The 25855-nt window shown below is 70.7% G+C and carries 23 protein-coding genes; 11 read left to right on the top strand and 12 right to left on the bottom strand.

Annotation, left to right across the window (positions count from 1 at the left end; genetic code table 11):
- Window position 1: 1 nt before the first annotated feature.
- Together QBL25_RS22020 and QBL25_RS22015 are read right to left on the bottom strand one after the other, a co-directional pair.
- Window positions 2–958: a pirin family protein gene (locus QBL25_RS22020; RefSeq protein ID WP_409058739.1), complete on the bottom strand. Its 957-nt coding sequence runs from the start codon at window positions 956–958 to the stop codon at window positions 2–4.
- Window positions 959–1090: 132 nt separating this feature from the next.
- A complete protein-coding gene (locus QBL25_RS22015) occupies window positions 1091–1579 on the bottom strand; it encodes an SseB family protein (RefSeq protein ID WP_409058738.1) in 489 nt (162 codons plus the stop codon).
- Window positions 1580–1725: 146 nt separating this feature from the next.
- Between QBL25_RS22015 and QBL25_RS22010 the strand changes: the two genes are divergently transcribed.
- The 6 genes from QBL25_RS22010 to QBL25_RS21985 all read left to right on the top strand — a co-directional run bounded on the left by QBL25_RS22010 (window position 1726) and on the right by QBL25_RS21985 (window position 9414).
- Window positions 1726–3558: an acyl-CoA dehydrogenase gene (locus QBL25_RS22010; RefSeq protein ID WP_409058737.1), complete on the top strand. Its 1833-nt coding sequence runs from the start codon at window positions 1726–1728 to the stop codon at window positions 3556–3558.
- 227 nt (window positions 3559–3785) lie between these two features.
- On the top strand, window positions 3786–5141 hold the full coding sequence (locus QBL25_RS22005; RefSeq protein WP_409058736.1) for a M18 family aminopeptidase: 1356 nt from the start codon (window positions 3786–3788) through the stop codon (window positions 5139–5141).
- Between the two features lie 78 nt (window positions 5142–5219).
- Window positions 5220–5441, top strand: coding sequence for a DUF6458 family protein (locus QBL25_RS22000; protein ID WP_409058735.1), 222 nt, complete (start codon window positions 5220–5222; stop codon window positions 5439–5441).
- Window positions 5442–5592: 151 nt separating this feature from the next.
- Window positions 5593–7962, top strand: a complete 2370-nt coding sequence (locus QBL25_RS21995; RefSeq protein WP_409058734.1) for a BTAD domain-containing putative transcriptional regulator — start codon at window positions 5593–5595, stop codon at window positions 7960–7962.
- 154 nt (window positions 7963–8116) lie between these two features.
- On the top strand, window positions 8117–8812 hold the full coding sequence (locus QBL25_RS21990) for a DUF4232 domain-containing protein (RefSeq protein ID WP_409058733.1): 696 nt from the start codon (window positions 8117–8119) through the stop codon (window positions 8810–8812).
- 104 nt (window positions 8813–8916) lie between these two features.
- On the top strand, window positions 8917–9414 hold the full coding sequence (locus tag QBL25_RS21985; protein WP_409058732.1) for an LURP-one-related/scramblase family protein: 498 nt from the start codon (window positions 8917–8919) through the stop codon (window positions 9412–9414).
- Between the two features lie 13 nt (window positions 9415–9427).
- Here the strand turns inward: QBL25_RS21985 and QBL25_RS21980 are convergent, their stop codons facing one another.
- Window positions 9428–10231: a carbon-nitrogen family hydrolase gene (locus QBL25_RS21980; protein WP_409058731.1), complete on the bottom strand. Its 804-nt coding sequence runs from the start codon at window positions 10229–10231 to the stop codon at window positions 9428–9430.
- 169 nt (window positions 10232–10400) lie between these two features.
- Between QBL25_RS21980 and QBL25_RS21975 the strand changes: the two genes are divergently transcribed.
- Window positions 10401–11225, top strand: a complete 825-nt coding sequence (locus tag QBL25_RS21975; protein ID WP_409058730.1) for a maleylpyruvate isomerase family mycothiol-dependent enzyme — start codon at window positions 10401–10403, stop codon at window positions 11223–11225.
- 79 nt (window positions 11226–11304) lie between these two features.
- Here QBL25_RS21975 and QBL25_RS21970 read toward each other — a convergent pair whose 3' ends face one another.
- Window positions 11305–12612, bottom strand: coding sequence for an MFS transporter (locus QBL25_RS21970; RefSeq protein WP_409058729.1), 1308 nt, complete (start codon window positions 12610–12612; stop codon window positions 11305–11307).
- Complete coding sequence (locus QBL25_RS21965; protein ID WP_409058728.1) at window positions 12609–13283, bottom strand: GntR family transcriptional regulator; 675 nt, start codon at window positions 13281–13283, stop codon at window positions 12609–12611. The genes QBL25_RS21970 and QBL25_RS21965 overlap by 4 nt, the downstream gene beginning before the upstream one ends.
- A 167-nt stretch (window positions 13284–13450) precedes the next feature.
- Between QBL25_RS21965 and QBL25_RS21960 the strand changes: the two genes are divergently transcribed.
- On the top strand, window positions 13451–14341 hold the full coding sequence (locus tag QBL25_RS21960; protein ID WP_409058727.1) for a D-alanyl-D-alanine carboxypeptidase family protein: 891 nt from the start codon (window positions 13451–13453) through the stop codon (window positions 14339–14341).
- 127 nt (window positions 14342–14468) lie between these two features.
- Here QBL25_RS21960 and QBL25_RS21955 read toward each other — a convergent pair whose 3' ends face one another.
- Genes QBL25_RS21955 through pdhA form a run of 3 tightly spaced genes read right to left on the bottom strand, consistent with a single transcriptional unit; the run spans window position 14469 to window position 18144 of the window.
- A complete protein-coding gene (locus QBL25_RS21955; protein WP_409058726.1) occupies window positions 14469–15962 on the bottom strand; it encodes a dihydrolipoamide acetyltransferase family protein in 1494 nt (497 codons plus the stop codon).
- A gap of 11 nt (window positions 15963–15973) precedes the next feature.
- A complete protein-coding gene (locus QBL25_RS21950) occupies window positions 15974–16954 on the bottom strand; it encodes an alpha-ketoacid dehydrogenase subunit beta (protein WP_409062732.1) in 981 nt (326 codons plus the stop codon).
- 2 nt (window positions 16955–16956) lie between these two features.
- Window positions 16957–18144 (bottom strand): pyruvate dehydrogenase (acetyl-transferring) E1 component subunit alpha, encoded by a 1188-nt coding sequence (gene pdhA, locus QBL25_RS21945; RefSeq protein WP_409058725.1) that lies wholly within the window; start codon window positions 18142–18144, stop codon window positions 16957–16959.
- A gap of 411 nt (window positions 18145–18555) precedes the next feature.
- Here pdhA and QBL25_RS21940 point away from each other — a divergent pair, with 411 nt between their 5' ends.
- A complete protein-coding gene (locus QBL25_RS21940) occupies window positions 18556–19218 on the top strand; it encodes a response regulator (RefSeq protein WP_371528153.1) in 663 nt (220 codons plus the stop codon).
- A gap of 102 nt (window positions 19219–19320) precedes the next feature.
- Window positions 19321–19761 (top strand): pyridoxamine 5'-phosphate oxidase family protein, encoded by a 441-nt coding sequence (locus QBL25_RS21935; protein WP_409058724.1) that lies wholly within the window; start codon window positions 19321–19323, stop codon window positions 19759–19761.
- Window positions 19762–19949: 188 nt separating this feature from the next.
- On the opposite strand, the gene QBL25_RS21930 is transcribed toward QBL25_RS21935, so the two are convergent.
- Window positions 19950–21530, bottom strand: a complete 1581-nt coding sequence (locus QBL25_RS21930; RefSeq protein WP_409058723.1) for a protein kinase domain-containing protein — start codon at window positions 21528–21530, stop codon at window positions 19950–19952.
- A gap of 295 nt (window positions 21531–21825) precedes the next feature.
- Between QBL25_RS21930 and QBL25_RS21925 the strand changes: the two genes are divergently transcribed.
- A complete protein-coding gene (locus QBL25_RS21925) occupies window positions 21826–23466 on the top strand; it encodes a protein kinase domain-containing protein (RefSeq protein ID WP_409058722.1) in 1641 nt (546 codons plus the stop codon).
- Window positions 23467–23603: 137 nt separating this feature from the next.
- On the opposite strand, the gene QBL25_RS21920 is transcribed toward QBL25_RS21925, so the two are convergent.
- The 3 genes from QBL25_RS21920 to QBL25_RS21910 form a co-directional block, all read right to left on the bottom strand.
- Window positions 23604–24146, bottom strand: a complete 543-nt coding sequence (locus QBL25_RS21920) for a bacterial proteasome activator family protein (RefSeq protein ID WP_409058721.1) — start codon at window positions 24144–24146, stop codon at window positions 23604–23606.
- A 101-nt stretch (window positions 24147–24247) separates the two neighbouring features.
- On the bottom strand, window positions 24248–24646 hold the full coding sequence (locus tag QBL25_RS21915) for a hypothetical protein (RefSeq protein ID WP_409058720.1): 399 nt from the start codon (window positions 24644–24646) through the stop codon (window positions 24248–24250).
- Between the two features lie 196 nt (window positions 24647–24842).
- Window positions 24843–25820 (bottom strand): NAD(P)H-quinone oxidoreductase, encoded by a 978-nt coding sequence (locus QBL25_RS21910; protein WP_409058719.1) that lies wholly within the window; start codon window positions 25818–25820, stop codon window positions 24843–24845.
- Window positions 25821–25855: the final 35 nt, after the last annotated feature.

The following is a 25855-nucleotide window of genomic DNA, read 5'->3' as shown; positions in this document are numbered from 1 at the left end:
CCTACATGCCGTGCACGGCCGGGACCGTGCCGAGCAGGCCCTTCTGGAAGTCCTCGAACGCCTGCTGGAGCTCGGCCTGACTGTTCATCACGAACGGCCCGTAGTGCGCCATGGGCTCACGGATGGGCTGTCCGCCGAGGAGCACGACCTCCAGGTCGGGGGTGTGCCCGTCCTGCTTCTCGTCCGCGCGGACGGTCAGCGAGGAGCCGGCTCCGAAGACGGCCGTCTGGCCCATCCGGACCGGGCGGCGCTCGGCACCGACCGAGCCGCGCCCCGCGAGGACGTACGCGAGGCCGTTGAAGTCCTCGCGCCAGGGGAGCGTGACCTCGGCGCCGGGGCGCACGGTCGCGTGGATCATCGTGATCGGCGTGTGCGTGATGCCGGGGCCCTGGTGGCCGTCCAGTTCACCCGCGATGACGCGCAGGAGCGCGCCGCCGTCGGGGGAGGTGAGCAGCTGGACCTGGCCGCCGCGGATGTCCTGGTAGCGGGGGTCCATCATCTTGTCCCGCGCGGGCAGGTTCACCCACAGCTGGAGGCCGTGGAAGAGGCCGCCGGACTGGACCAGGGACTCCGGCGGGGCCTCGATGTGCAGGAGGCCCGAGCCGGCGGTCATCCACTGGGTGTCGCCGTTCTGGATGGTGCCGCCGCCGCCGTTCGAGTCCTGGTGCACGAAGGTCCCGTCGATCAGGTACGTGACCGTCTCGAAGCCGCGGTGCGGGTGCCAGGGCGTGCCCTTGGGCTCGCCCGCTCCATAGTCCACCTCACCCATCTGGTCCATCATGATGAACGGGTCGAGGTACTTGTAGTTGATCCCCGCGAACGCCCGGCGCACCGGGAAGCCCTCACCCTCGAAACCGCTCGGGGCGGTCGTCACGGTGAGCACGGGGCGGGCGACGGCATCGCCGGACGCGGCCACACGGGGCAGGGTCAGCGGGTTCTCGACGGTCACAGCGGGCATGTCGGTGCCTCCTTCTTCGTACGCTCAGTTTAGTTGAACGTAGAACTTCTTGCCACCGGGAACGACAAGAGCCCGGAGGAAATTCCTCCGGGCTCGGGAAGGCGCCCCGCGGGGGCGCGGGCGACGCGGGGCTCAGCCGTACATCCGGCGCATCGCGAAGTCGACCATCTGTTCGACGGCCTTGGCGTCGAAGACCATGCGGTGCTCGCCCTCCATGTCGAGGACGAAGCCGTAACCGGTGGGGAGGAGGTCGATGACCTCCGCGCCCGTGATCACGAAGTACTTGGACTCCTTGCCCGCGTACCGGCGCAGCTCCTTGAGGGAGGTGAACATCGGGATCACCGGTTGCTGGGTGTTGTGCAGGGCGAGGAAGCCGGGGTTGTCGCCCCGCGGGCAGTAGACCTTCGAGGTGGCGAAGGCCTGCTGGAAGTCCTCCGCGGACATCGAGCCCGTGGTGAAGGCGCGCACCGCGTCCGCCAGGGACGGGGGCGACGGCTCCGGGTAGAGCGGGGGCTGCTGGGCGTACCCTCCCGCGCCGCCGGACATCTGCTGCGGCGGCGGCTGGGCCCCGGGCGGGGCGTACTGCTGCTGGGCGCCTGGGCTCTGGTCGTAGCCGTACATGTCCGCAAGAGTACTGAGCCCCGCACGAGTAGTGAGTCACAGATGACCTAATAGGGGTTGCTTCTTATTACTGGCGGGTAGCATCATCGTAGCTACTTGCTGGTACTGATCCTGTTGATCCCTTTTCTGCTTACGGAGCCGTCGCCATGGGGCACTACAAGTCGAATCTCCGCGACATCGAGTTCAACCTCTTCGAGGTGCTCGGCCGCGACAAGCTGTACGGCACCGGCCCGTTCGCGGAGATGGACGTCGACACCGCCAAGAGCATCCTCGAAGAGCTGCGCCGCCTCGCGGAGAACGAGCTGGCCGAGTCCTTCGAGGACGCCGACCGCAACCCGCCGGTCTTCGACCCGGCCACCAACACCGCTCCGGTACCGGCGTCCTTCAAGAAGAGCTACCAGGCCTTCATGGACTCCGAGTACTGGCGCCTCGGCCTGCCCGAGGGCATCGGCGGCACGACCGCCCCCCGCTCCCTGATCTGGGGTTACGCGGAGCTGCTCCTCGGCGCCAACCCGGCCGTGTGGATGTACTCCTCCGGTCCGGCGTTCGCGGGCATCCTGCACGACGAGGGCAACGACGCGCAGAAGAAGATCGCCGCCATCGCCGTCGAGAAGCAGTGGGGCTCGACGATGGTCCTGACCGAGCCGGACGCCGGTTCGGACGTGGGCGCGGGCCGCACCAAGGCCGTCAAGCAGGAGGACGGCTCCTGGCACATCGAGGGCGTGAAGCGCTTCATCACGTCCGGTGAGCACGACATGTCGGAGAACATCCTCCACTACGTCCTCGCCCGCCCCGAGGGCCACGGCCCCGGCACGAAGGGCCTCTCGCTCTTCCTCGTCCCGAAGTACGAGTTCGACTGGGAGACCGGCGAGCTGGGCGAGCGCAACGGCGTGTACGCCACGAACGTCGAGCACAAGATGGGCCTCAAGGCGTCCAACACGTGCGAGATGACCTTCGGCGACCAGCACCCCGCCAAGGGCTGGCTGATCGGCGACAAGCACGACGGCATCCGCCAGATGTTCATGATCATCGAGTTCGCCCGCATGATGGTCGGCACGAAGGCCATCGCGACGCTCTCCACGGGCTACCTCAACGCCCTGGAGTACGCCAAGGAGCGCGTGCAGGGCCCGGACCTCGCCCAGTTCATGGACAAGACGGCGCCCAAGGTCACCATCACGCACCACCCGGACGTGCGCCGCTCGCTGATGACGCAGAAGGCGTACGCCGAGGGCATGCGCGCCCTGGTCCTGCACACCGCGGCCGTCCAGGACGACATCCAGATCAAGGAGGCGGCGGGCGAGGACGCGTCGGCGCTGATCGCCCTGAACGACCTCCTCCTGCCGATCGTCAAGGGCTACGGCTCGGAGAAGTCGTACGAGCAGCTGGCGCAGTCGCTCCAGACGTTCGGCGGCTCGGGGTACCTCCAGGAGTACCCCATCGAGCAGTACATCCGGGACGCCAAGATCGACACCCTCTACGAGGGCACGACCGCGATCCAGGGCCAGGACTACTTCTTCCGGAAGATCGTCCGCAACCAGGGCGCCGCGCTGAACGGCCTTGCCGAGGAGATCAAGAAGTTCCTCGCGGTCGGCTCGGGCGGCGAGGTGCTCTCCGGGGCCCGCGAGGAGCTGGCCAAGGCCGCGGTCGAGCTGGAGGCCATCGTCGGCGTCATGCTGACGGACCTCGCGGCCACGGAGCAGGACGTGAAGTCCATCTACAAGGTCGGCCTCAACACGACCCGCCTCCTGATGGTCTCCGGCGACGTCGTCGTCGGCTACCTCCTGCTGCGGGGCGCCGCCGTGGCCGCCGAGAAGCTGGAGTCGGGCACGGTCTCGGCCAAGGACAAGGCCTTCTACGAGGGCAAGATCGCCGCGGCCAAGTTCTTCGCCGCGAACGTCCTGCCGTCCGTCGCCACCGAGCGCAAGCTCGCCGAGGGCGTGGAGCTGGACCTCATGGAGCTGGACGAGGCGGCTTTCTAGCCTCACCGCGTCACGTCGAAGGTGGCCCGCTCCCGCTTCGGGGGCGGGCCACTGCCGTATGACGGGGGCGGGCCACTGCCGTAAGACACGGGGCGACCGGGTGGGTGCGCGGGAAAGATCCGCCGTGAAGCGCGGTACAAGCTCTCCGGTTACGGGCAGTTCACGTACAGAACCTCCCAGAAAAGGCCCCCCGCGCCCCCTGGGGTCCGCTGGCTAGGCTGGAAACCATGAGCACACCTGCCCGCCCGTCTCCCTCCGCCGCCCCCGCACAGAGCGCTCCGCGCGACCCTCTTGCCTTCGACCGCGGCCACTCCGACGACCTCCTGACCTTCCTGGCGGCAAGCCCCTCCCCGTACCACGCCGTGGCGAGCGCGGCGGAGCGGCTGGAGAAGGCCGGTTTCCGGCAGGTCGAGGAGACAGCCGCCTGGGACGGGTCGACCGGCGGGAAGTACGTGCTGCGGGGCGGCGCGATCGTGGCCTGGTTCGTCCCCGAAGGCGCGAACGCGCACACCCCGTACCGCATCGTCGGCGCCCACACCGACTCCCCGAACCTCCGCGTCAAGCCGAAGCCGGACGCCGGCGCCCACGGCTGGCGGCAGGTCGCCGTCGAGATCTACGGCGGCCCCCTGCTCAACTCCTGGCTCGACCGCGACCTCGGCCTCGCCGGCAGGCTCTCGCTGCGGGACGGCTCCACCCGCCTGGTGAACGTCGACCGGCCGCTGCTGCGCGTCCCCCAGCTGGCCATCCACATGGACCGCGGAGTCGTCGCCGACGGCCTCAAGCTCGACAAGCAGAAGCACATGCAGCCCATCTGGGGCCTCGGCGACGACGTGCACGAGGGCGACCTCATCGGCTTCCTGGAGGAGGAGGCGGGCCTCGCCCCCGGCGACGTCACCGGCTGGGACCTGATGACCCACCCCGTCGAGGCGCCCGCCTACCTCGGCCGCGACCGCGACCTCATCGCGGGCCCGCGCATGGACAACCTCCTGTCCGTGCACGCCTGTACGGCGGCGCTCGCCGCCGTCGCCACGGCCGAGGGCGCCGACTCACTGCCGTACATCCCCGTGCTCGCCGCCTTCGACCACGAGGAGAACGGCTCCCAGTCCGACACCGGCGCGGACGGCCCGCTCCTCGGCTCGGTGCTCGAACGCTCCGTCTTCGCGCGCGGCGGCACGTACGAGGACCGGGCCCGCGCCTTCGCCGGCACGGTCTGCCTCTCCTCCGACACGGGCCACGCCGTGCACCCCAACTACGCGGAGCGGCACGACCCGACGCACCACCCGCGCGCCAACGGCGGCCCGATCCTCAAGGTCAACGTCAACAACCGGTACGCCACGGACGGCGCGGGACGCGCCGTGTTCGCCGCCGCGTGCGACAAGGCCGGCGTGCCGTTCCAGACGTTCGTCTCGAACAACGCGATGCCCTGCGGCACGACGATCGGCCCGATCACCGCCGCCCGGCACGGCATCAAGACCGTCGACATCGGCGTCGCGATCCTCTCCATGCACAGCGTGCGCGAGCTGTGCGGGGCGGACGACCCGCACCTCCTGGCCAACGCCCTCGTGGCCTTCCTGGAAGGCTGATTTCCGCTTCCCCGTGTGGTGTTGGCGGGTCCGGGTACTCGGAGGCCCTGCCACGACTTACTAAGGGAGGCGGTCCACATGGGCTTGGGCGGATGCATCATTCTCATCGCCGCGGGTGCCATTCTCGCGTTCGCCACCGACTGGGAGATGGAAGGCATCAACCTCACCGTCACCGGTCTGATCATGATGGCCGTGGGCGTGATCGGTGTCGCCGCGTTCACCAACGCGCGCCGCAAGACGGTCGTGCCCCCGGGCGCGACCGTGGTCGAGACGGAAAGCGACCATCACCACCGGTACTGACGCCTGCCCGAACGGGCAGACGTTTCGGCCACTCCTCGTCGCCGGGCCCGGCAGCCGCCTCCGTGGCTGCCGGGCCCGGCGATACTCTTGGGCCTTGTTCGAAACGTGATCGAGGCGTGCGGCACCGGCGCCGCGGAGGAGTTGAGGCCAGGTGGAGTTCCAGCTGCTCGGACCGGTGACCGTCGCCGGAGGCAGTGGCTCCGTCCCCCTCGGCCCCGCCAAGCGCCGCAGTCTGCTCGCGGCGCTGCTGCTGCGGGCGGGCACGCCGATCTCGGTGGACGCCCTGACCGAGACCCTGTGGGACGGCGAACCGCCGCTGCACGCCCGCACCGTGATCCAGGGCCACATCTCCCGGCTGCGCGCGCTCCTGGTCGAGGCGGGCCTCGACGCGTACGGCGTGGAGCTCGCCACCCAGGGCGGTGCCTACGCCCTCCAGCTCCCGGAGACCCTGCTCGACGTCAACCGCTTCGAGGACCTGGTCAAGCTCGCCGGACGGCAGCGCGAGGCCTCCGACACGGCCCTGATGCTGCGGGAGGCGCTCGCGCTGTGGAACGGCCCCGCGCTGACCGGCACCGTCGCCACAGAGCCGATGCTGGCCGCCGCGCGGAGCCTGGAGGAGAGCCGCCTCCTCACCGTGGAGCAGCTGGCCGACGCGTACGGGCGGCTCGGCTCGCACGGGCAGGCCGTGGGCCTGCTGACCGCCGAGTCCGTCCAGCATCCGCTGCGGGAGAGCCTGGTGGCCGCCCTGATGCGGGCGCTCCAGCGGTGCGGCCGGCAGTCCGAGGCGCTGGAGTACTTCAACCGGACGCGGGAGCTGCTCGCCGAGGAGCTGGGAGTGGACCCCGGCAAGAAACTGCGCCGGGCGTACGAGGAGATCCTCGCCGGTGAGCCCGACACCGGGGCCCACCCGATGCTGGGCACACCTCCGCCGCGCCGCCGGGGGCGGTACGACTTGGGGCTGGGGGGTGCTCAGGGGGTGCCTGGGGGTGGTGGGTCTGGGGCTCCTGGGGTATCTGGGGCTCCTGGGGCGCCGGGGGTTGGGGCTTCTGGGGTGCGTGGAGCTGGGGCTTCGGGGGGTGGGGCTTCGGGGGTTGGGGCTTTTGGGGGTGCTGTTGCTCACGGGGCTGGTGCTGGGGGTGTGCCTGGAGGTGTGCCTGGGGGTGTGCCTGGAGGGTCTGGTGCTTCTGGGGGTGTTCCTGGGGTGGCCGTTGCTTCTGGGGCGGTCGCTGGTCCGGGGGCGCCTGGGGTGTCCGGGGCGCCTGCCGCTCCGGGGGTGGCCGCCGACGGCGTTCGTCCGCCGCAGCGGGTGGGGGCCTCCCCGGCCGGGCAGAGCCGTGACGGCGGTGCCGACAGTGACGGGCGTGACGGCGGTGACGGGCGAGGCATCGCTCCGGCCGGGACCACGGCTCCCGCCTCGCCTGCCCTGCCGGTGGCAGGCCCGCCGCCGGGTCCCGTGATTCCCCGCCTCCTGCCGCGCGCGCCCCGCGCCTTCGCCGGGCGCACGGAGCAGCTCGCCGCCCTCGAAGCCGTGCTGGTCGAGGAGACCGAGGCACCGATCGTCCTGCTCACCGGGCCCGCGGGCGTCGGAAAGAGCGCCCTCGCCCTCCAGTGGGCCCACCACCACGCGGGCCCCCACCCGGACGGCCAGCTCTTCGCTGACCTGCGCGGCTTCAGCGGCGGCACCCCCGCCCATCCCGAGCGCATCCTGCGGGAGTTCCTCCTCGCCCTGGGCGTGCGGCAGCAGGAGGTACCGGCCGGCATCGAACCGGCCGCCGCCCTCTACCGCTCGCTCCTCGCCGAGCGGCGCGTCCTCGTCGTCCTGGACAACGCCCACGACTCCGCCCAGGTCCGCCCCCTGCTGCCCGGCGCGGCGCACTGCACCACCCTCATCACCAGCCGCAACCGCCTCGACGGCCTGGTCGCGTCGGACTGCGCGCGCCCGGTACCGGTCGCGGCGCTCGCCGAGCGCGAGGGCGCCGAGCTGTTCCTCCGCGCCCTGGGGCAGGGCGCGGGCCTGGACGCCGACTCCGCGGAGGTACGGCAGATCGCGCGCCTCTGCGACGGCCTCCCGCTCGCCCTGCGCACCGCCGCCGCCCGGCTCATCGGGCGCCCGCAGCGGTCCGTGGCCGGGCTAGCCGCCGAACTCGCCGACGAGGAGCAGCGGCTCGCCCTGCTCTCCGCCGAGGACACCGGCGTCGCGGCCGCCCTGCGCACCTCGGTGGCCCAGCTGCCGGGCAGCGACACCCGGTTGCTCGCCTCGCTCGCCCGCGCCTCCGGCCCGGACGTGGACGCGTACGGGGCGGCCGCCCTCGCGGGCACGGACGTGACCGTCGCGCGTACGGGACTCGACCGCCTCGCCGCGGCCCATCTGATCCAGGAGGAGGGGTCGGGGCGCTACGTCCTGCCCGGCCTCGTACGGCTCTTCGCCCGCGACCTGGAGGAACCCGGGCCCGCCCCCGGTGCCATCCGCCGGCCGCGTGCGGAGGAGCTGCGGCGGTCCGTTCCTGACTCCTCCGGGTGAGCGCTGCCTGCCTTTCCCTGCCGCGCGTGAGTGGTGCGAGGGGCGTGAACTGCGCGGACGGTCCATTAGCCAGGTGTTAGCGGAACGCCAGTGCCGGGCGGCAGGCTCACTGGAGCAAGCCCGAACGACCGCCACCGACGGGGGAGTCACCGCCATGCGCACCACCGCTCGCGCCACCCGCTCCGCCCGGCACGCCCGGCGCCTTCGCAAGAACACCGCCGTCGCCGTCGTGGTCCTCGCCGCGCTCTCCTTCACGCTCGCCGCGTGCGACGGCGGCGGGGGCGGTGGGGGTGGTGTGAAGGAAGGTGACAAGGCGCCCGGCGTCGGCACGGGGCCGGGCGGGGGCACCGACGGCACGGACACCGCCCGCGAGACGCACTCCGAGGGAGGCGAGAGCGGCGGCAGCGGCGAGACCGTCGTCCCCCGCGCCGCGGGAGACGGCTGCACGCTCGGCCCCGCGAAGGTCCGGCTCCAGGACACCGGCGGCTCCGCCCCCGCCGTCCTGCTCAAGATCACCAACAACGGGGGCAAGGCCTGCCCGGTCTTCGGCGCCCCCGTCGTCGGCGACAAGACCACCGGCGAGAACCTCCCCGTGGCCGACGGCACCCGCCCCCGGTCGGCCATCCACCTCGAACCGGGCCGGTCGGCCTACGCCGCGATCAACCTCGCGGGCATGGACGCCGTCCAGACCCACCGCTCCAAGACCTTCACCGTCACGCTCGCCACCAAGGACGGCAGGGGCGCGGGAGGGCAGGTCACCGTGGCCTCCCCCGGCGCCGCGGGCCTGCTGCTCGACGCGGATTCGCGCGTCACCCACTGGCAGCGCGACCTCGCGGACGCCCTGTCGTAGCGACCCCGCGTCCTCCCCTGATCCACAGCCGGTCCGCGTGCACACTTTCCCCCGAGTGGCGCGGGCCGGCTGTGTCGTGCGCGCGGCGGGGTAGTCATGGGCCCATGAAACTTCTCGTACGCGACCGGCTGCTCGGCATCGGTGACGACTACTGGATCGAGGACGACCAGGGGCAGAAGGTCTTCCTCGTCGACGGCAAGGCGATGCGCCTGCGCGAGACCTTCGAGCTCAAGGACATGCAGGGCCGCGTCCTGATCGACATCCGCGCCAAGATGCTGGCGCTGCGCGACACGATGGTGATCGAGCGGGACGGCCAGGAGCTCGCCACGGTCAAGCGCAAGCGCCTCTCGCTCCTGCGCAACCACTACCGCGTGGACCTGGTCGACGGCACCGAGCTCGACGTGAGCGGCAAGATCCTGGACCGCGAGTTCGCCATCGAGTACGACGGCGAACTCCTGGCCGACATCTCCCGCCGCTGGTTCCGGGTCCGCGACACGTACGGCCTCCAGATCGCCCGCGACGACGCCGACGCGTCCCTCCTCCTGGCCGTGGCGGTCTGCGTGATCCGCCTGGCGGAAAAGGAGCGCGGGGACGACGACTAGGGGGCCGAAAACCTCAGCGCCGGGGCGCGTCCATCCCCAGGAGCCGGTCCTTCAGCGCGGGGAACTGCTCCCGGGTGGCCGCGACCTTCGCCGGGTCGAGATCGACGGTGAGGACCTCCTCGCCGTCGCCCGCCTCGGCGAGCACCTCGCCCCACGGGTCCACCACGATGCTGTGCCCGGCCTGGGGGACCCCGGCGTGCGTGCCGCCCGTACCGCACGCGAGGACGAACACCTGGTCCTCCACGGCCCGCGCCCGCGCGAAGAGCGTCCAGTGCTCGCGCCGCCGCGCGGGCCAGCCCGCGGGGACGACGAACATCTCGGCGCCCGCGTCGACGAGCCCCCGGAAGAGCTCGGGGAAGCGCAGGTCGTAACAGGTGGCGAGTCCGATCGCCGCGGCCGGCGTGCGCACGGTGACCAGTTCGCCGCCGGCCCCCATCAGGACGGCCTCGCCCTTGTCGAAGCCGAACCGGTGGATCTTCCGGTAAGAGGCGGCGAGTTCACCCTCGGGCGTGAGGACGAGCGAGGTGTTGTAGAGGTCCCCCGCGTCGTCCCGCTCCGGGACCGACCCCGCGTGCAGCCAGACGCCCGCGTCGCTCGCGGCCTTGGCCATCGCCTCGTACGTGGGCCCCCGCAGCGGCTCCGCCTCGGTCCCGAAGGACTCGTAGGCGAAAGCGCCCGTGGTCCACAGTTCGGGAAGAACGACGAGATCCGGCCGCTCGCGCCCGGCGACCTCACGGACCAGCGAAGAGACCCGCGAGCGGCGGGAATTGACCGATTCGCCCTCGTCTACGGCGATCTGGATGAGGGAGGCGCGCACACTACCACCGTCCTGGCATTCGAGCCGTCAATGCAGGCCTACGATCGTCACACGAAAGCACTGCCGGGGTGCCTGTGGGCAGCGTACTGTGACTTTCCGGGGGGCACCCCCGGACCCCCATTACGCGTCTCAGACACCCACCGCCCGCGTACGACCGTCGAGGGGTCCCGTGAGTCTCCATCCCAGCCTGCAAACCTACGCCGACGCCTGGACCCAATCCGTATCAGCCATATCCGAGCTGGTCTCACCGCTCGCCGAGGGAGAGTGGAACTGGGCCACGCCCTGCCCCGGCTGGTCGGTGCGTGATGTCGTCTCCCACGTCATAGGCATGGACTGCGAGATGCTGGGCGACCCGCGTCCCATCCACACCCTGCCCCGCGATCTGTACCACGTGCAGACCGAGGCCCAGCGGTACATGGAGGTCCAGGTCGACGTCCGGCGCCACCACACGGCGCCCGAGATGACCTCCGAGCTGGAGTACACGATCATCCGCCGCTCGCGGCAGCTGCGCAACGAATCGCGCGACCCCTCCCACAAGATCCGCGGCCCGCTCGGCACCGAGCAGACGCTGGAACTGGCCATGCGGACCCGGGCGTTCGACGTCTGGGTGCACGAGCAGGACCTGCGCTCGACGCTGCGGAAGCCGGGGGACCTCGACTCCCAGGGCGCCCTCGTGGCGCGCGACCTCCTGCTCCAGGGACTGCCCAAGGTGGTCGCCAAGAAGGCCGCGGCGCCGGCGAACTCCGCGGTCGTCTTCGACGTGAGCGGCCCCGTCGAGTTCCTGCGCACGGTCCGCGTCGACGCCGACGGCCGCGCGGCGGTCGACAGCGCTCCCTCGCTCGGCCCGCTCGTCACGCTGAGCCTGGACTGGGAGACGTACTTCCGCCTCGCCTGCGGCCGGGTCACGCACGCCTCGGTGGCCGACCGGATCAAGATCGAGGGCGATCACGGCCTCGGCGAGGCGATCCTGCGGGAGTTCGCGGTCACGCCGTAACTCCCGCGACCCGCCCCGCGGCCCCTGAGGTCACAGGGGCGGTACGTGCACGGGTCACACCGGTCCGTGCACGGGTCGGTCACACGGGTACGTGCACGGCCTCCACGCGACTGGCGACAAGCCGCTCCTTCTCCCTGCGCACCGCACGTGTCCGCAGCCGCAGTATCTGGCTGAGGCCCACCGCTTCGAGCACGAAGACGGCGGAGAAGGCGATCCGGTAGTTGTCGCCGGTCGCGTCCAGGAGCACGCCGATGGCCAGCAGCGTCGTCATGGAGGCGACGAACCCGCCCATGTTCACGATGCCGGACGCGGTGCCCTGCCGCTCCGGCGGATTCGCGGGCCGCGCGAAGTCGAAGCCGATCATGGACGCGGGTCCGCAGGCGCCCAGCACGACGCACAGCGCGACGAGCAGCCCCATCGGGGCGTGGTCGCCGGGGTAGTGGATCGTGGTCGCCCACATGACGGCCGTCATAGCGACGGTGCCGATGGCCAGCGGTGTGCGGGCCGCGTGGTGCCGGGCGACGATCTGGCCGTAGACCAGACCCACCAGCATGTTGGACAGCACGACGAGCGTGAGCAGCGTCCCGGCCGTCGCCCGCGTGAGTCCCTGCGCCTCGACGAGGAACGGCAGGCCCCACAGGAGCAGGAACACCATCGCGGGGAACTGCGTGGTGAAGTGCACCCACAGGCCGAGCCGCGTGCCGGGCTCGCGCCAGCTCAGGGCGATCTGCTTGCGCACGAACGCCCCGCCGGTGTGGCCGACCGGCGCCGGCTCGTGGCCTTCGGGGTGGTCCTTGAGGAACAGCGTCATCAGGACGAGGACGACGACACCGCAGAGCGCGCTGCCCGCGAAGGCCGCGGTCCAGCCGACGGAGTGCAGCAGCCGGGCGAGGACGAGGGTGGAGACGAGGTTGCCCGCCATGCCGACCAGACCGGCGAGCTGGGCGACCAGCGGGCCGCGCCGGGCCGGGAACCAGCGGGTGCCCAGGCGCAGCACGCTGATGAAGGTCAGCGCGTCACCGCAGCCGAGCAGCGCGCGGGACGCGAGCGCCATTCCGTACGAGGGGGAGAACGCGAAGCCGAGCTGGCCGAGCGTGAAGAGCACGACGCCGATGGTCAGGACGCGCTTGGTGCCGAGCCGGTCGACCATCAGGCCGACGGGTATCTGCATGCCCGCGTAGACCAGCAGCTGGAGGATCGAGAACGTCGAGAGCGCGGACGCGTTGACGTGGAAGCGGTCGGCGGCGTCGAGACCGGCGACGCCGAGGGAGGTCCGGAAGATGACGGCGACGAAGTAGACGGCGACACCGATGCCCCAGACGAGCATGGCCTTCTTGCCGCCGGGGGGATCACCGGGCAGGGAGACGGGCGCGGAGAGGGAACTCATCGGACATCGCCCCGCGCGAGGTTCTGGAACCACCCGACGTGCCGGGCGACCACCGTCACGGCGCCCTCGGCGTCCCCGGCGCGCAACGCGTCGAGGATCTCCTCGTGCTCCGCGAGCGTCTTGGCGATCCGGTCGGGATGGGAGTGCATCACCGCGACCCCCATCCGCAACTGCCGGTCGCGCAGCTGGTCGTAGAGGCGGGCGAGGATGTCGTTCCCGCCGCTCCGCACGATCTCGGCGTGGAAGCACCGGTCGGTCACGGCCGCGGCGGCGAAGTCCCCGGCGGCGGCCTGCTCGCGCTGCTGCCGCAGCAGCTCCGCCAGGCGGTCGATCAGACCCGGCGGCGCGGGGACCGCCTTGCGGACCGAGTGCGTCTCCACCAGGAGCCGCGTCTCGACGACGTCGGCGATCTCCTGCACGGACACCGGCAGGACCAGCGCGCCCTTCTTCGGGTAGAGCCGGAGAAGGCCCTCCACCTCCAGCTTCAGGAGCGCCTCGCGCACCGGGGTGCGGGAGACCCCGACCGCCTCGGCGAGCTCGCCTTCGGTGAGCAGCGTGCCGCCCTCGTACCGGCGGTCGAGCACCCCCTGCTTGACGTGCGCGTAGACGCGCTCGGCCGCGGGTGGCTGCTTCAGGGCGCGGGTGGGGGGCGAGGCGGGTGCGACAGGCATGCGCACAGCATAGATACAACACGTACCCATGAGGACGTCCATTCCACGATCCGGACATCACCCCTAAAAGATTGCCTTCACACGCATCCATTTGCCTCTCCCGTGTGTCTCACTATCAAGCGGCACCCTCATGTGGCCGCATTCCAGGGGCATTTGGAGCATTCAACTTGAAAACCCCCATTAAGGGCATTCGCCGCGCATCGGCCGTCATCGTGACCGCGAGTGCGGTCTTCGCGGGCGGAGCCCTCACGACCCCGGCCCATGCGGCCGCGCTGCCCAAGCCGACGATCGCCGCCAAGGGCGGTTTCGTGATGAACAACGGCACGGGCAAGACGCTCTTCACGAAGTCCGCGGACACCCGGCGTTCCACGGGCTCCACCACCAAGATCATGACGGCGAAGGTGGTGCTCTCGCAGCCGAACCTCAACCTCAACTCCAAGGTCAAGATCGAAAAGGCCTACAGCGACTACATCGTCCGGAACACCGCCTCGTCCGCCCGCCTGATCGTCGGCGACAAGGTCACCGTCCGCCAGCTCCTGTACGGCCTGATGCTGCCGTCCGGCTGCGACGCGGCGTACGCCCTCGCGGACAAGTTCGGCAAGGGCACCACCCGCTCGGCCCGCGTGAAGTCGTTCATCGGCAAGATGAACTCCCAGGCCCGGAGCCTCGGCCTGACGAACACGCACTTCGACTCGTTCGACGGCATCGGCGGCGCCGGCAACTACTCGACGCCCCGCGACCTGACGAAGCTCGCCAGCAGCGCGATGAAGAGCTCCACGTTCCGTACGGTCGTGAAGACCAAGTCGACGAAGCAGAAGGTCACCACGAAGAGCGGCGGCTACCGCTACATGTCGTGGTCGAACACGAACAACCTGCTCGGCAGCTACAGCGGCACCATCGGCGTCAAGACCGGCTCCGGCCCGCAGGCCAAGTACTGCCTGGTCTTCGCCGCGACGCGCAACGGCAAGACGGTCATCGGCACGGTCCTCACCTCGACCTCGTCGACCAACCGCACGAAGGACGCGAAGAAGCTGATGGACTACGGCTTCAAGAAGTAACCCTCCCCGGTACGAGCGCTACGAGCACGACGAGCGCTACGAGCTGGGCGAGTGACCCTTCGCGTTACGCCGACGGGGCCCCGCCACGGTGTGTGGCGGGGCCCCGTCGGCGTACTGCCGTTCGCTGCTAGGCCCAGGTGAGGAGTCGCTTGGGCTGCTCCAGGATCGCCGCCACGTCGGCGAGCACCTTGGAGCCGAGCTCGCCGTCGACCAGGCGGTGGTCGAAGGAGAGCGCGAGCGTCGTCACCTGACGCGGCTTGACCTTGCCCTTGTGGACCCAGGGCTGGAGCTTGATCGAGCCGACGGCGAGGATCGCGGACTCGCCGGGGTTCAGGATCGGCGTGCCGGTGTCGACGCCGAAGACGCCGACGTTCGTGATGGTGACCGTGCCGCCCTGCATGGCGCCGGGGGACGTCTTGCCCTCGCGGGCCGTGGAGACCAACTCACCGAGCGACTCGGCCAGTTCGGGCAGGGTCTTGGCCTGCGCGTCCTTGATGTTCGGGACGATCAGGCCGCGCGGGGTGGCGGCGGCGATGCCCAGGTTCACGTAGTGCTTCTGGACGATCTCCTGGTTCGCCTCGTCCCACGCGGCGTTCACCTCGGGGTTCCGCCGGATCGCCACGAGCAGCGCCTTGGAGATGAGCAGCAGGGGGTTGACCCGCAGGCCCGCGAAGGCCTTGTCCTGCTTCAGCTCCTCGACCAGCTTCATCGTCCGCGTCACGTCGACCGTCACGAACTCCGTGACGTGCGGCGCCGTGAAGGCGGAGCCGACCATCGCCTGGGCGATCGCCTTGCGGACGCCCTTGACGGGGATGCGGGTCTCGCGGGCGCCGGCACCGGCCACCGGGGCGGCTTCGGCGGCAGCCGGGGCCTCGGGTTGCTCCGGGGCGGACGCCGGGGCCGGAGCGGACGCGGGAGCGGTGGCGGGGGCTGCGGCCGGAGCCACCGCCGCGTGCACGTCCTCGCGCGTGATGATGCCGTCGGCCCCGGAGGGGACGATGGCCGCGAGGTCCACGCCCAGGTCCTTGGCGAGCTTGCGCACCGGCGGCTTGGCCAGCGGACGGCTGCCCACGGGCGCGGCGGGTGCCGGGACGGCGGGCGCGGCGGCGGCCGTGCCCGAGCCGTTCAACTCGGCCTGGACCGCGGCGGCGTAGTACGTCCCGGCGGCGTCGGCCTGGTCCTGCGCCGACTTGCGCGCGCGGCGCTTCGTCGAGGACTCGGCGACCCCGTACCCCACCAGGACCGGCTGGCGGCCCTCCGGGGCGGCCTTCTCCTCGGGAGCGGCTGCCCGGGGCGCGGCCTCCTGGACCGGGGCGGCGCTCTCCGCGGGCGGCGCGGCGGGCGCGGCTCCGCCCGAGACGTCCACCGCGATGATCACCTGGCCGACGTCGACCGTGGTGCCCTCGGGGAAGCGCAGCTCATGCACCACGCCGTTGAACGGAATGGGCAGCTCGACGGCGGCCTTGGCCGTCTCGACCTCGCACACCACCTGCCCGTCGGTGACCGTGTCGCCGGGCGCCACGAACCACTTGAGGATCTCCGCCTCGGTGAGCCCCTCGCCCACGTCGGGCATCTTGAACTCGGCCAGCGCAGCGTCTGTCGCCTCTGTCACAGTCGTCACGACCCTCTCCCTCAGTACGCCAGCGAGCGGTCGACAGTGTCGAGCACCCGGTCGAGGCCCGGCAGGTACTCCTCTTCAAGCCGCGCCGGCGGATACGGCGCGTGGAAGCCGCCGACCCGCAGCACGGGAGCCTCCAGGTGGTAGAAGCAGCGCTCGGTGATGCGCGCCGCGATCTCCGCGCCCGCGCCCAGGAACACCGGGGCCTCGTGGACCACGACGAGCCGCCGCGTCTTCTCCACCGAGCCCTGCACCGCGTCGAAGTCCATCGGCGACATCGAGCGCAGGTCCACCACCTCAAGGGACTTGCCCTCTTCCGCGGCGGCCGCGGCGGCCTCCAGACAGACCTTCACCATCGGGCCGTACGCGACGAGCGTGAGGTCCGTGCCCTCGCGGGCGACCCGGGCCTTGTGCAGGGGCGCCGGGATGGCCTCCGTGTCGACCTCGCTCTTGTCCCAGTAACGCCGCTTCGGCTCGAAGAAGATCACCGGGTCGTCGCTCTGGATGGCCTGCTGCATCATCCAGTAGGCGTCCGACGAGTTCGACGGCGAGACGACCTTGAGGCCCGCCACGTGCGCGAACAGCGCCTCGGGCGACTCGCTGTGGTGCTCGACGGCACCGATGCCGCCGCCGTACGGAATGCGGATGACGACCGGCATCTTGATCTTGCCGAGCGCGCGGGCGTGCATCTTCGCGAGCTGGGTGACGATCTGGTCGTACGCCGGGAAGACGAAGCCGTCGAACTGGATCTCCACCACCGGGCGGTAGCCCCGCAGGGCCAGGCCGATGGCCGTGCCGACGATGCCCGACTCGGCGAGCGGGGTGTCGATGACACGGTCCTCGCCGAAGTCCTTCTGGAGCCCGTCCGTCACCCGGAAGACGCCGCCGAGCTTGCCGACGTCCTCGCCCATGATGAGGACCTTGGGGTCGGTGTCGAGCGCCGTACGCAGCGATTCGTTGATCGCTTTGGCAAGGGGAAGTTTCTGTACGCCCATGGTCACTTACCGCCCTCTTCGGCGAAGGACGCCTGGTAGGCGGCGAACTGCGCGCGCTCCTCGTCGACCAGCGCATGCCCGTCCGCATACGCGTTCTCGAAGATCGCCATCAGGTCCGGATCCGGCATCGCCCGCACCACCTCTCGCACTCGCTTGCCCAACGCTTCGCTCTCGGCCTCGAGTTCCGCGAAAAATCCCTCATCCGCGTGACCTTCGGACTCGAGATAGGTCCGCAGGCGCAGGATCGGGTCCTTCGCCTCCCAGGCCTCGCGCTCGTCGTCGCTGCGGTACTTGGTCGGGTCGTCGGAGGTGGTGTGCGCGCCCATGCGGTAGGTGAACGCCTCGATGAGCGCCGGTCCCTCGCCCGTACGCGCCCGCTCCAGGGCCCACTTGGTGACGGCGAGCACGGCGAGGACGTCGTTGCCGTCGACCCGCACGCCCGGGAAGCCGAAGCCCTGCGCGCGCTGGTAGAGCGGCACGCGGGTCTGCTTCTCGGTGGGCTCGGAGATGGCCCACTGGTTGTTCTGGCAGAAGAACACGACGGGAGCGTTGTAGACCGCGGAGAAGGTGAACGCCTCGGCCACGTCGCCCTGGCTGGAGGCCCCGTCCCCGAAGTACGCGACCACGGCCGAGTCCGCGCCGTCCTTGGCCACGCCCATCGCGTAACCGGTGGCGTGCAGCGTCTGCGAGCCGATGACGATCGTGTACAGGTGGAAGTTGTTGGTGTTCGGGTCCCAGCCGCCGTTGTTCACGCCGCGGAACATGCCGAGCAGGTTCGTGGGGTCGACCCCGCGGCACCAGGCGACGCCGTGCTCGCGGTAGGTCGGGAAGACGTAGTCGTCGTCGCGGGTGGCGCGGCCGGAGCCGATCTGGGCGGCTTCCTGGCCCAGGAGCGACGCCCACAGGCCCAGCTCGCCCTGGCGTTGCAGGGAGGTGGCCTCGGCGTCGAAGCGGCGGGTGAGGACCATGTCGCGGTACAGGGCGCGCAGCTCGTCGGCGGTGATGTCCGCGACGTATGCGTCGTACACAGCGTTCTCTGCGTGCTTGACCCGCTTGCCCTCGGGCGTCAGCAGCTGGACAAGCTGGGGTTCCGTGCTTTTCTTCGGCGCGGCCTTCTTGGCGCTCGCGCGCTTGCCGCCGCTGGTACTGCTGCGGCGCGGTGTGCGCGCGGCGGTGCTCTCCACGGTCACGTGTGCTCCTCCGTCGGTCCGGCCCCCGGGATTACCGGGAAGCTGGGGGTCCCCCCTGCTCTTTAAGAGCTTGGGGGCGCGGCTCGCCTGATCCGTGCCCGCGCACGGGGTGGGTGCGACTCGGCCGGGAACAGGCGTGACAGGTGCCCCGGCGAGCGCCCTGCACAATGCACGTTACCCAGTGCTTCCCAATTCTGTGAAACCCCATCTGACCTGCGAATTTGCTTGGATTTCCAAGTATCTGACTGCTTGGATTACCGAGTAAATCCAGAAAGTCGGGAACAGTTCCTGGTCACAGCACTGATCACAGCCTGGCAGGGGGCCGGAACACCGGCACGTTATCCCGGCCACCCCGCGCACGGGAAGAGTTCAGCCCAGGCACCCGAAGAGATCGTGTGTGAGACTGGCTCCGTGCGCGAAGACGGAAAAATTACGGTATTTCTCCTCGACGACCATGAAGTGGTCCGGCGTGGAGTCCATGAGCTGCTCTCCGTGGAGTCCGACATCGAGGTCGTCGGAGAAGCGGGAACGGCGGCAGACGCCCTGGTCAGGATCCCCGCGACCCGTCCGGACGTGGCCGTTCTCGACGTGCGCCTCCCGGACGGCAGCGGCGTCGAGGTGTGCCGCGAGATCCGTTCCCGGAACGAGGACATCAAATGCCTGATGCTCACTTCGTTCGCGGACGACGAGGCTCTCTTCGACGCGATCATGGCGGGCGCGTCCGGTTATGTCCTGAAGGCCATTCGCGGCAATGAACTCCTCTCCGCCGTGCGTGACGTGGCGGCCGGCAAGTCCCTGCTCGACCCGGTCGCCACGGCCCGCGTCCTGGAGCGGCTGCGCGACGGGAACACTCCCAAGGGCGACGACCGCCTGGCGAACCTCACGGACCAGGAGCGCAAGATCCTGGACCTGATCGGCGAGGGTCTGACCAACCGGGTGATCGGCGAACGGCTGCACCTCGCCGAGAAGACGATCAAGAACTACGTCTCCAGCCTGCTCTCCAAGCTCGGCATGGAACGCCGCTCCCAGGCGGCCGCGTACGTGGCCCGTATGCAGGCGGAACAACAGCACTGACACGCTCAGTGACGGTCGGTGACCGGAATCGGGACTTACGTCCCGTCCGCCAGGGGCGGGATCCCCTTCCCCGGCCCCCCGCCGGTGCCAGAGGGTGGACGCATGCCCTCCGAAGATCAGGCCCACGACGAACGGCTCGCCTTCGAACTGCTCGGCCGCACCGACTACGGCCGTGTGGCGACGAGCATGCGCGCGCTGCCCTTCCTCGCCGCGGCCCGTCACGTCGTCGTGGACGGGCGGATCCTGCTGCGGATGCACAAGGGCTACGGCTACCACGAGGCCTGCGTCGGCAGCGTCGTCGCCTACGGGGCGGACAACCTCAGCGCGGAGACCGCGCGCACGGGGCAGTGGACCGTGCAGTTCGTCGGCCTCTGCGAGGCCGTCGAGCCGACCACCGACGAGCTCGAACTCTTCGGCCCCGGCCCGCACTACGTGGACGGCGAGCTCTACGACCCCGTCTACCTGCGCATCGAGCCGCAGCTGGCCACGGTGCACACCCTCCAGGGCGGCCGGCAGCGACAGCTCGAGCGCACGACCTTCTGAGACGCTGAGTCGCTGAGCCGCTGAACCGCTGAGCCGCTGGTCCGCTGGTCCGCTGGTCCGCTGGTCCGCCGAGCGACTGAAAACGACGCACGCGCGCGTGGTGCCCTTTCGGGGCTCCACGCGCGCGTGCGTCGCGTTACGCGTGCGTCGCGCTATGGGGTCTGCGCTACGGGGCCGTACGCCTCGGTTCAGCCATCGGCTCCGCCGTTGGCCTCGCCCTCCGTGCCGCCGTCCGTCGTCGGCGGGTCCTCGCTGGCCGGCGGGCTCGGGTCCCCGGACGGCGTCGTCGGGTCGTCCGTCGGCTCCGTCGGATCGTCCGTCGGCTCCGTCGGGTCATCCGTCGGACGGCTCTCGGTCGGCGTCGTGGGCGCCGTCGGGCCGGTGGTGTTCGGCTGCTCCGGCGTGTAGCTGCCCTGACCGCCCGAGCCGTCGCCGGGCAGCGTCTCGTCCTCGGAGGCGTCCTCTTCGGGCGTCTTGCTCGGCTTCTTCGTCTCCGACTGCTTCGTCGGCGCCTTCGTCGGGGTGTCCTTGTCCTTCGTCTTGCCGCCGTCCGCCGTCAGCGCGAACGCGACCCCCACGGCGATCGCGATGACCGCGAGCACCGCGAGGATCCACACCTTGCCCCGGCCACTGCCGTTGCCGTCCCGGTGGCCGCCCTCGAAGCCGCCGTCGTCGCCGCCCGGCGGACGCAGCATGGCGCCCGGGATCTGCGCGGTGCCGGAGTCGCCCGGGTGCTGCATCGCGCTGGTGCCCGCGACGCCCATCGCCGGGGTGCTGCCGCCCTCGTGCATGCCCGCCAGGTCGACGGGACCGGTGTTCCAGGTGCCGGTGTGGCTGCCCTGCTCGTGCAGCATCTGAAGGCCGTACTGGACCAGGCCGCGCATCTCCTCGGCCGTCTGGAACCGGTCGTCCGGGTCCTTGGCGAGCGAACGCATCACCAGGCCGTCCAGCTCCGGCGGCGCCGCGTCCGAGGTCTCGGACGGCGGGACGGGGATGTCCTGGACGTGCTGGTACACGACGGAGAGCGGCGTCTCGCCGGTGAACGGGGGCCGCAGGGCGAGCAGTTCGTAGAGCAGACAGCCCGTCGCGTACAGATCGGAACGGTGGTCGACGGCCTTGCCGAGCGCCTGCTCCGGGGAGAGGTACTGGGGCGTGCCCATGACCATGCCGGTCTGCGTCATCGTCGACTGGGCGCCGTGCAGCGCACGGGCGATGCCGAAGTCCATGACCTTGACCGCGCCGGCGTGGGTGATGATCACGTTCGCGGGCTTGATGTCGCGGTGCACGATGCCGTGCTGGTGCGAGTACGCGAGCGCCTCGAGCACCCCGGAGACGATGATCAGGGCCTGCTCGGGGCCCGGCGCCTCCGCGTTGAGCAGGAGATCGCGGATCGTCCGGCCCTCGACGATCTCCATGACGATGTAGGGGACGACACTCGGCCCGACGACGTCCTCACCGGAGTCGTAGACCGCGACCACCGCGTGGTGGTTGAGGCCCGCGACCGACTGGGCCTCACGCGTGAAGCGGGCCTTGGAGACCGGGTCCTCGGCGAGGTCGGAACGGAGCAGCTTGACGGCGACCGTACGTCCCAGACGGACGTCCTCGGCCGCGAAGACCTCTGCCATGCCGCCCCGGCCGAGTCTGTGGGTCAGCCGATAACGGCCGTCTCCGACAAGGCCGCCGTTACCCCACAACTCCGGCGCGTCTGACATACCGCCGCCACTCGCCTCGGGGTCGGACGGGCCCTGAGCGCGCTGCGTCTGTGCCATCAGTCCTCGCCGTCGTTTCTGGTCGTGGTGCTCGGTGGTACCGGGGGAACCCCGCCGGGCCACGCTACAGCCTTCGCGCGGTACGGCGGTTCGAGGTGGACCGGACATCAAACCCGCCGAGTGCCCTCGCGCGCAAACTTGTAACGCTTCCGAGACGCTTCTTGCGCGTACGGTCACGGAACGGGCATCGAGCTTGACGTGTCGGTGCCCTCGGGCAGACTTGGCCAGGAATAGCGGGAATCGATCACCGATCGCGGAGCCGGCCGGCACACCGCGCCGATGGGGGACGCACGACATGAGCAGCCAGGACGGCGCACAGGGACGGTATGCGGGGCGCTCGCTGGCCGGTGGCCGGTACCAGCTGCGCGATCTTCTCGGTGAGGGCGGCATGGCCTCCGTCCACCTGGCGTACGACTCCGTGCTCGACCGTCACGTCGCGATCAAGACGCTGCACACCGAGCTCGGCCGCGAGCAGTCCTTCCGCGAGCGCTTCCGCCGCGAGGCCCAGTCGGTGGCCAAGCTCACGCACACGAACATCGTCTCGGTCTTCGACACCGGCGAGGACGACCTCGACGGCGCGACGATGCCGTACATCGTCATGGAGTACGTGGAGGGCAAGCCGCTCGGCTCCGTGCTCGACGCGTCCGTCGCCCAGTTCGGCGCGATGCCCACCGACCAGGCGCTGAAGATCACCGCCGATGTGCTCGCCGCCCTGGAGATCAGCCACGAGATGGGCCTGGTCCACCGCGACATCAAGCCCGGCAACGTGATGATGACGAAGCGCAACGTCGTCAAGGTCATGGACTTCGGCATCGCCCGCGCCATGCAGTCCGGCGTCACCTCCATGACGCAGACCGGCATGGTCGTCGGCACCCCCCAGTACCTCTCCCCGGAGCAGGCGCTCGGCCGCGGCGTGGACGCCCGGTCCGACCTGTACTCCGTCGGCATCATGCTGTTCCAGCTGACGACCGGACGGCTGCCCTTCGAGGCGGACTCGCCGCTGGCCATCGCGTACGCGCACGTCCAGGAGGAGCCGGTCGCTCCGTCCTCGATCAATCGCTCGCTGCCGCCCGCGGTCGACGCGATCGTCGCCCGCGCGCTGAAGAAGAACCCGAACGAGCGTTTCCCGACCGCCGAGGCGATGCGCGACGAGTGCCTGCGCGTCGCCCAGTCCCTCCAGGCGGCCACGCCGAGCATCGTGCCGGGCGCCCAGACCGCCAGCGGCGCGGGCGTCGGTGCCGCGGTGTTCCCGCCGGTCGACTCCTCGCTCCCGCAGCAGGGCGGCGTCCAGACGCCGTACCAAACCGGTCCGTACGGCCCGCCGACCCCGGCCCCCGCGACTCCGGGCTACGGCTACCCGCAGCAGGGCGGCTACCAGACCGGGGCGCCCATGAACGCGTACGCCCCGCAGGCCGCTCAGACCCCGCCGCCGTACTCGATCTCCCCGCAGCACACGCAGACGTCGCCGCAGGGCGGCGGCTCGGGCGCCGGCTCGGGCGGCGGCAAGCGGAACATGCCGGTGGTCATCGGCTCGATCGTCGTGGCGCTGCTCGCCGTCGGCGGTGTGATCGCGGCGGTGTCCATGAACGGCGACGACGAGGGCGGCAAGGGTTCCAAGGGCAAGGAGTCGGCCGCGCCGGTGGCGGGTCACCGCGGTCCGGACCGCACCAAGGTGATCGAGACCGAAGAGTGCACCGAGCCCGACACGGCGTACAACGACGAGAACAAGATCAAGGTCCCGGACTTCACCTTCCGGGACTGGCGCTCCGTCCAGAAGTGCCTTCAGGCGGCGGGCTGGCAGTACGACAAGCGCACGATCGACGAGAACACCTATGGCGAGGACACCGTCATGCAGCAGTCCCCCAAGGAAGGCTCCGACGTCGACCCGGACGACGTGAACATCGAGTTCACCATCTCCACGGGCAACCCCGCCTGATCGCTCGCTCCGGAAGCGAGAGCAGCCGTCGGCATTCGACGTGAAGGGCCCGGTCACCGAGTGACCGGGCCCTTCACGTCATTCCTGTTGTTCCTGTGTCCGGACGCCTCTATACGGACACTTCTGTCCGGACGTCTTTAGAGGTAGGGGCCTCCGGTCCGTCCCGCGATCCCGCCGTCCTCTTCCTCCTCGCCGCCGCCCACACCGGGCGGCAACGCCCGCCGCATCGACTCCAGCTGCGCCCGCGCCGCCATCTGCTGCGCGAAGAGGGCCGTCTGGATCCCGTGGAACAGTCCTTCGAGCCAGCCCACCAGCTGGGCCTGCGCGATGCGCAGTTCGGCGTCGCTGGGCACTCCCTCGTCGGTGAAGGGGAGGGAGAGGCGCTCCAGTTCCTCGACGAGCTCGGGGGCGAGGCCGTCCTCGAGCTCCTTGACCGAACTGGCGTGGATCTCCTTGAGCCGCACCCGGCTCGCCTCGTCGAGAGGTGCCGCCCGCACTTCCTCGAGCAACTGCTTGATCATGCTGCCGATGCGCATGACCTTCGCCGGCTGTTCGACCATGTCCGTCACCGGGACCTCGCGGGATTCGTCTTCTCCGCCGCCGCCGAGTGCCATTCCGTCCTGGCCCACGACCAGGACCTGGGGGCTCTCGGGCGACCTTTCGTTCCTCGGCATCTCCATGCCGCCATTCTCTCGCACCCGTACGTCACACATCGGTGGTGCCCCCATTTGCCGCTGATCCACCGTGTACGAAGGGTCCGGACGTGTCGGATCCGCCCGCCTCAGACCCGCCGAAGCCGTACGGCGAAGAACGCGACGCCGAGACCGACGAGGACCAGCCCGCTGCCGAGCGGCAGGACGCTGAGGCCGGGGAGCGCGGGCCGGGCGGCCGTCCGGCGGGTGGCGTCGTACGCGGTGGTGGTCTGGTCGGGGGGTTCCTCGGTCGGCGCCACGACCGGTGCGGGGTCCCGCTCCGGCTGCCTGAGGGGCGGCACGGACGGCGCGACCGACGGCGCGGGGTCCGCACGTCCCGGCCTCGCCCGGCCCTCGCCGGGCGCGCTGCCGGCCCGGGTCTCGACGGGGGAGGGCTCGGCCGCGTACGCGAGGGAGCACGCGAAGGAGAAGGGTGCGACGGCCATCAGCACCGTCAGGGTCAACAAGGGCCGAAGCCATGGAGTCACCGCGCCGACTCCCTCCCGCTACCGGGTCGGAGAGATCTCAGAAGCTTGGATCAAGCGTCACATGGTGTCGCTTGTCCGGCATCTCGACCGTCTCGCCGACCCGGCCGCGCGGGAACGCCCAGGCGCACCTGCTCGGGGCACCGGCTCGGGGCGCCGGCTTGGGGCAGTGCTCGATGACAGCGCTCGGGGGCGGTGCTCAGCGGACGAGCAGCACCTTGCCGATGTGCGAGCTCTCCTCCAGTACGCGATGGGCGGTCGCCGCGTCGCTCATCGGCACCGTCTGGTCGACGATCGGCCGTACGTGCCCCGTGGTGATCAGCGGCCACACGTGCTCGCGCACCGCCGCGACGATCGACGCCTTCTCCTCGGCGGGCCGCCCGCGCAGGGAGGTCGCGGTGACGGCGGCGCGCTTGTTGAGGAGCGTGGCGATGTTCAGCTCACCCTTGACGCCGCCCTGCATGCCGATGATCGCGAGACGGCCGTTGGTGGCGAGGGTCTGCACGTTCCGGTCGAGGTACTTGGCGCCCATGTTGTCGAGGATGACGTCCGCGCCGGCGCCGTCCGTGGCGTTCTTGATCTCCTCGACGAAGTCCTGCTCGCGGTAGTTGATGAGGATGTCCGCGCCGAGCTCACCGCAGAAGTCGAGCTTCTCCTTGGTGCCGGCCGTGACCGCCACCCGGGCGCCGACCGCCTTGGCCAGCTGGATCGCCATGGTGCCGATGCCGCTGGAGCCGCCGTGCACGAGGAACGTCTCGCCGGGACGGAGGTGGGCGATCATGAAGACGTTGGACCAGACCGTCGACGTGACCTCGGGCAGCGCGGCCGCCGTGACGAGGTCGACGCCGTCGGGCACCGGCAGCAGCTGGCCGGCGGGCACGACGACCTGCTCGGCATACCCGCCCCCGGCGAGCAGCGCGCACACCTCGTCGCCGATCTTCCAGCCGGAGACTCCCGGGCCGATGTCGGTGACGCGGCCCGCGCATTCGAGCCCGGGGTAGGGGGACGAGCCGGGTGGCGGGTTGTAGAAGCCCTGGCGCTGGAGCAGGTCGGCGCGGTTCACGGCGCTGGCCACGACGTCGACCAGCACCTCGCCCTCGCCGGGTACGGGATCGGGGACCTCGGCCCACACGAGCGCTTCGGGTCCGCCGGCTTCGGGGATCGTGATCGCATGCATGCGGGCGAGGCTACTCTCTGACCGTTCCGTCGGCC

The sequence above is a fragment of the Streptomyces sp. SYP-A7185 genome (assembly GCF_046103685.1).
Lineage (GTDB): Bacteria > Actinomycetota > Actinomycetes > Streptomycetales > Streptomycetaceae > Streptomyces.
This window is presented reverse-complemented; position numbering and strand designations above follow the sequence as displayed.

What these genes read in the sequence shown, in the direction of transcription:
- QBL25_RS22020 (WP_409058739.1), bottom strand. Translation starts at nt 958, where the DNA reads ATGCCCGCTGTGACCGTCGAGAACCCGCTGACCCTGCCCCGTGTGGCC.
- QBL25_RS22015 (WP_409058738.1), bottom strand. Translation starts at nt 1,579, where the DNA reads ATGTACGGCTACGACCAGAGCCCAGGCGCCCAGCAGCAGTACGCCCCG.
- QBL25_RS22010 (WP_409058737.1), top strand. Translation starts at nt 1,726, where the DNA reads ATGGGGCACTACAAGTCGAATCTCCGCGACATCGAGTTCAACCTCTTC.
- QBL25_RS22005 (WP_409058736.1), top strand. Translation starts at nt 3,786, where the DNA reads ATGAGCACACCTGCCCGCCCGTCTCCCTCCGCCGCCCCCGCACAGAGC.
- QBL25_RS22000 (WP_409058735.1), top strand. Translation starts at nt 5,220, where the DNA reads ATGGGCTTGGGCGGATGCATCATTCTCATCGCCGCGGGTGCCATTCTC.
- QBL25_RS21990 (WP_409058733.1), top strand. Translation starts at nt 8,117, where the DNA reads ATGCGCACCACCGCTCGCGCCACCCGCTCCGCCCGGCACGCCCGGCGC.
- QBL25_RS21985 (WP_409058732.1), top strand. Translation starts at nt 8,917, where the DNA reads ATGAAACTTCTCGTACGCGACCGGCTGCTCGGCATCGGTGACGACTAC.
- QBL25_RS21970 (WP_409058729.1), bottom strand. Translation starts at nt 12,612, where the DNA reads ATGAGTTCCCTCTCCGCGCCCGTCTCCCTGCCCGGTGATCCCCCCGGC.
- QBL25_RS21965 (WP_409058728.1), bottom strand. Translation starts at nt 13,283, where the DNA reads ATGCCTGTCGCACCCGCCTCGCCCCCCACCCGCGCCCTGAAGCAGCCA.
- QBL25_RS21950 (WP_409062732.1), bottom strand. Translation starts at nt 16,954, where the DNA reads ATGGGCGTACAGAAACTTCCCCTTGCCAAAGCGATCAACGAATCGCTG.
- QBL25_RS21935 (WP_409058724.1), top strand. Translation starts at nt 19,321, where the DNA reads ATGCCCTCCGAAGATCAGGCCCACGACGAACGGCTCGCCTTCGAACTG.
- QBL25_RS21930 (WP_409058723.1), bottom strand. Translation starts at nt 21,530, where the DNA reads ATGGCACAGACGCAGCGCGCTCAGGGCCCGTCCGACCCCGAGGCGAGT.
- QBL25_RS21925 (WP_409058722.1), top strand. Translation starts at nt 21,826, where the DNA reads ATGAGCAGCCAGGACGGCGCACAGGGACGGTATGCGGGGCGCTCGCTG.
- QBL25_RS21920 (WP_409058721.1), bottom strand. Translation starts at nt 24,146, where the DNA reads ATGGAGATGCCGAGGAACGAAAGGTCGCCCGAGAGCCCCCAGGTCCTG.
- QBL25_RS21910 (WP_409058719.1), bottom strand. Translation starts at nt 25,820, where the DNA reads ATGCATGCGATCACGATCCCCGAAGCCGGCGGACCCGAAGCGCTCGTG.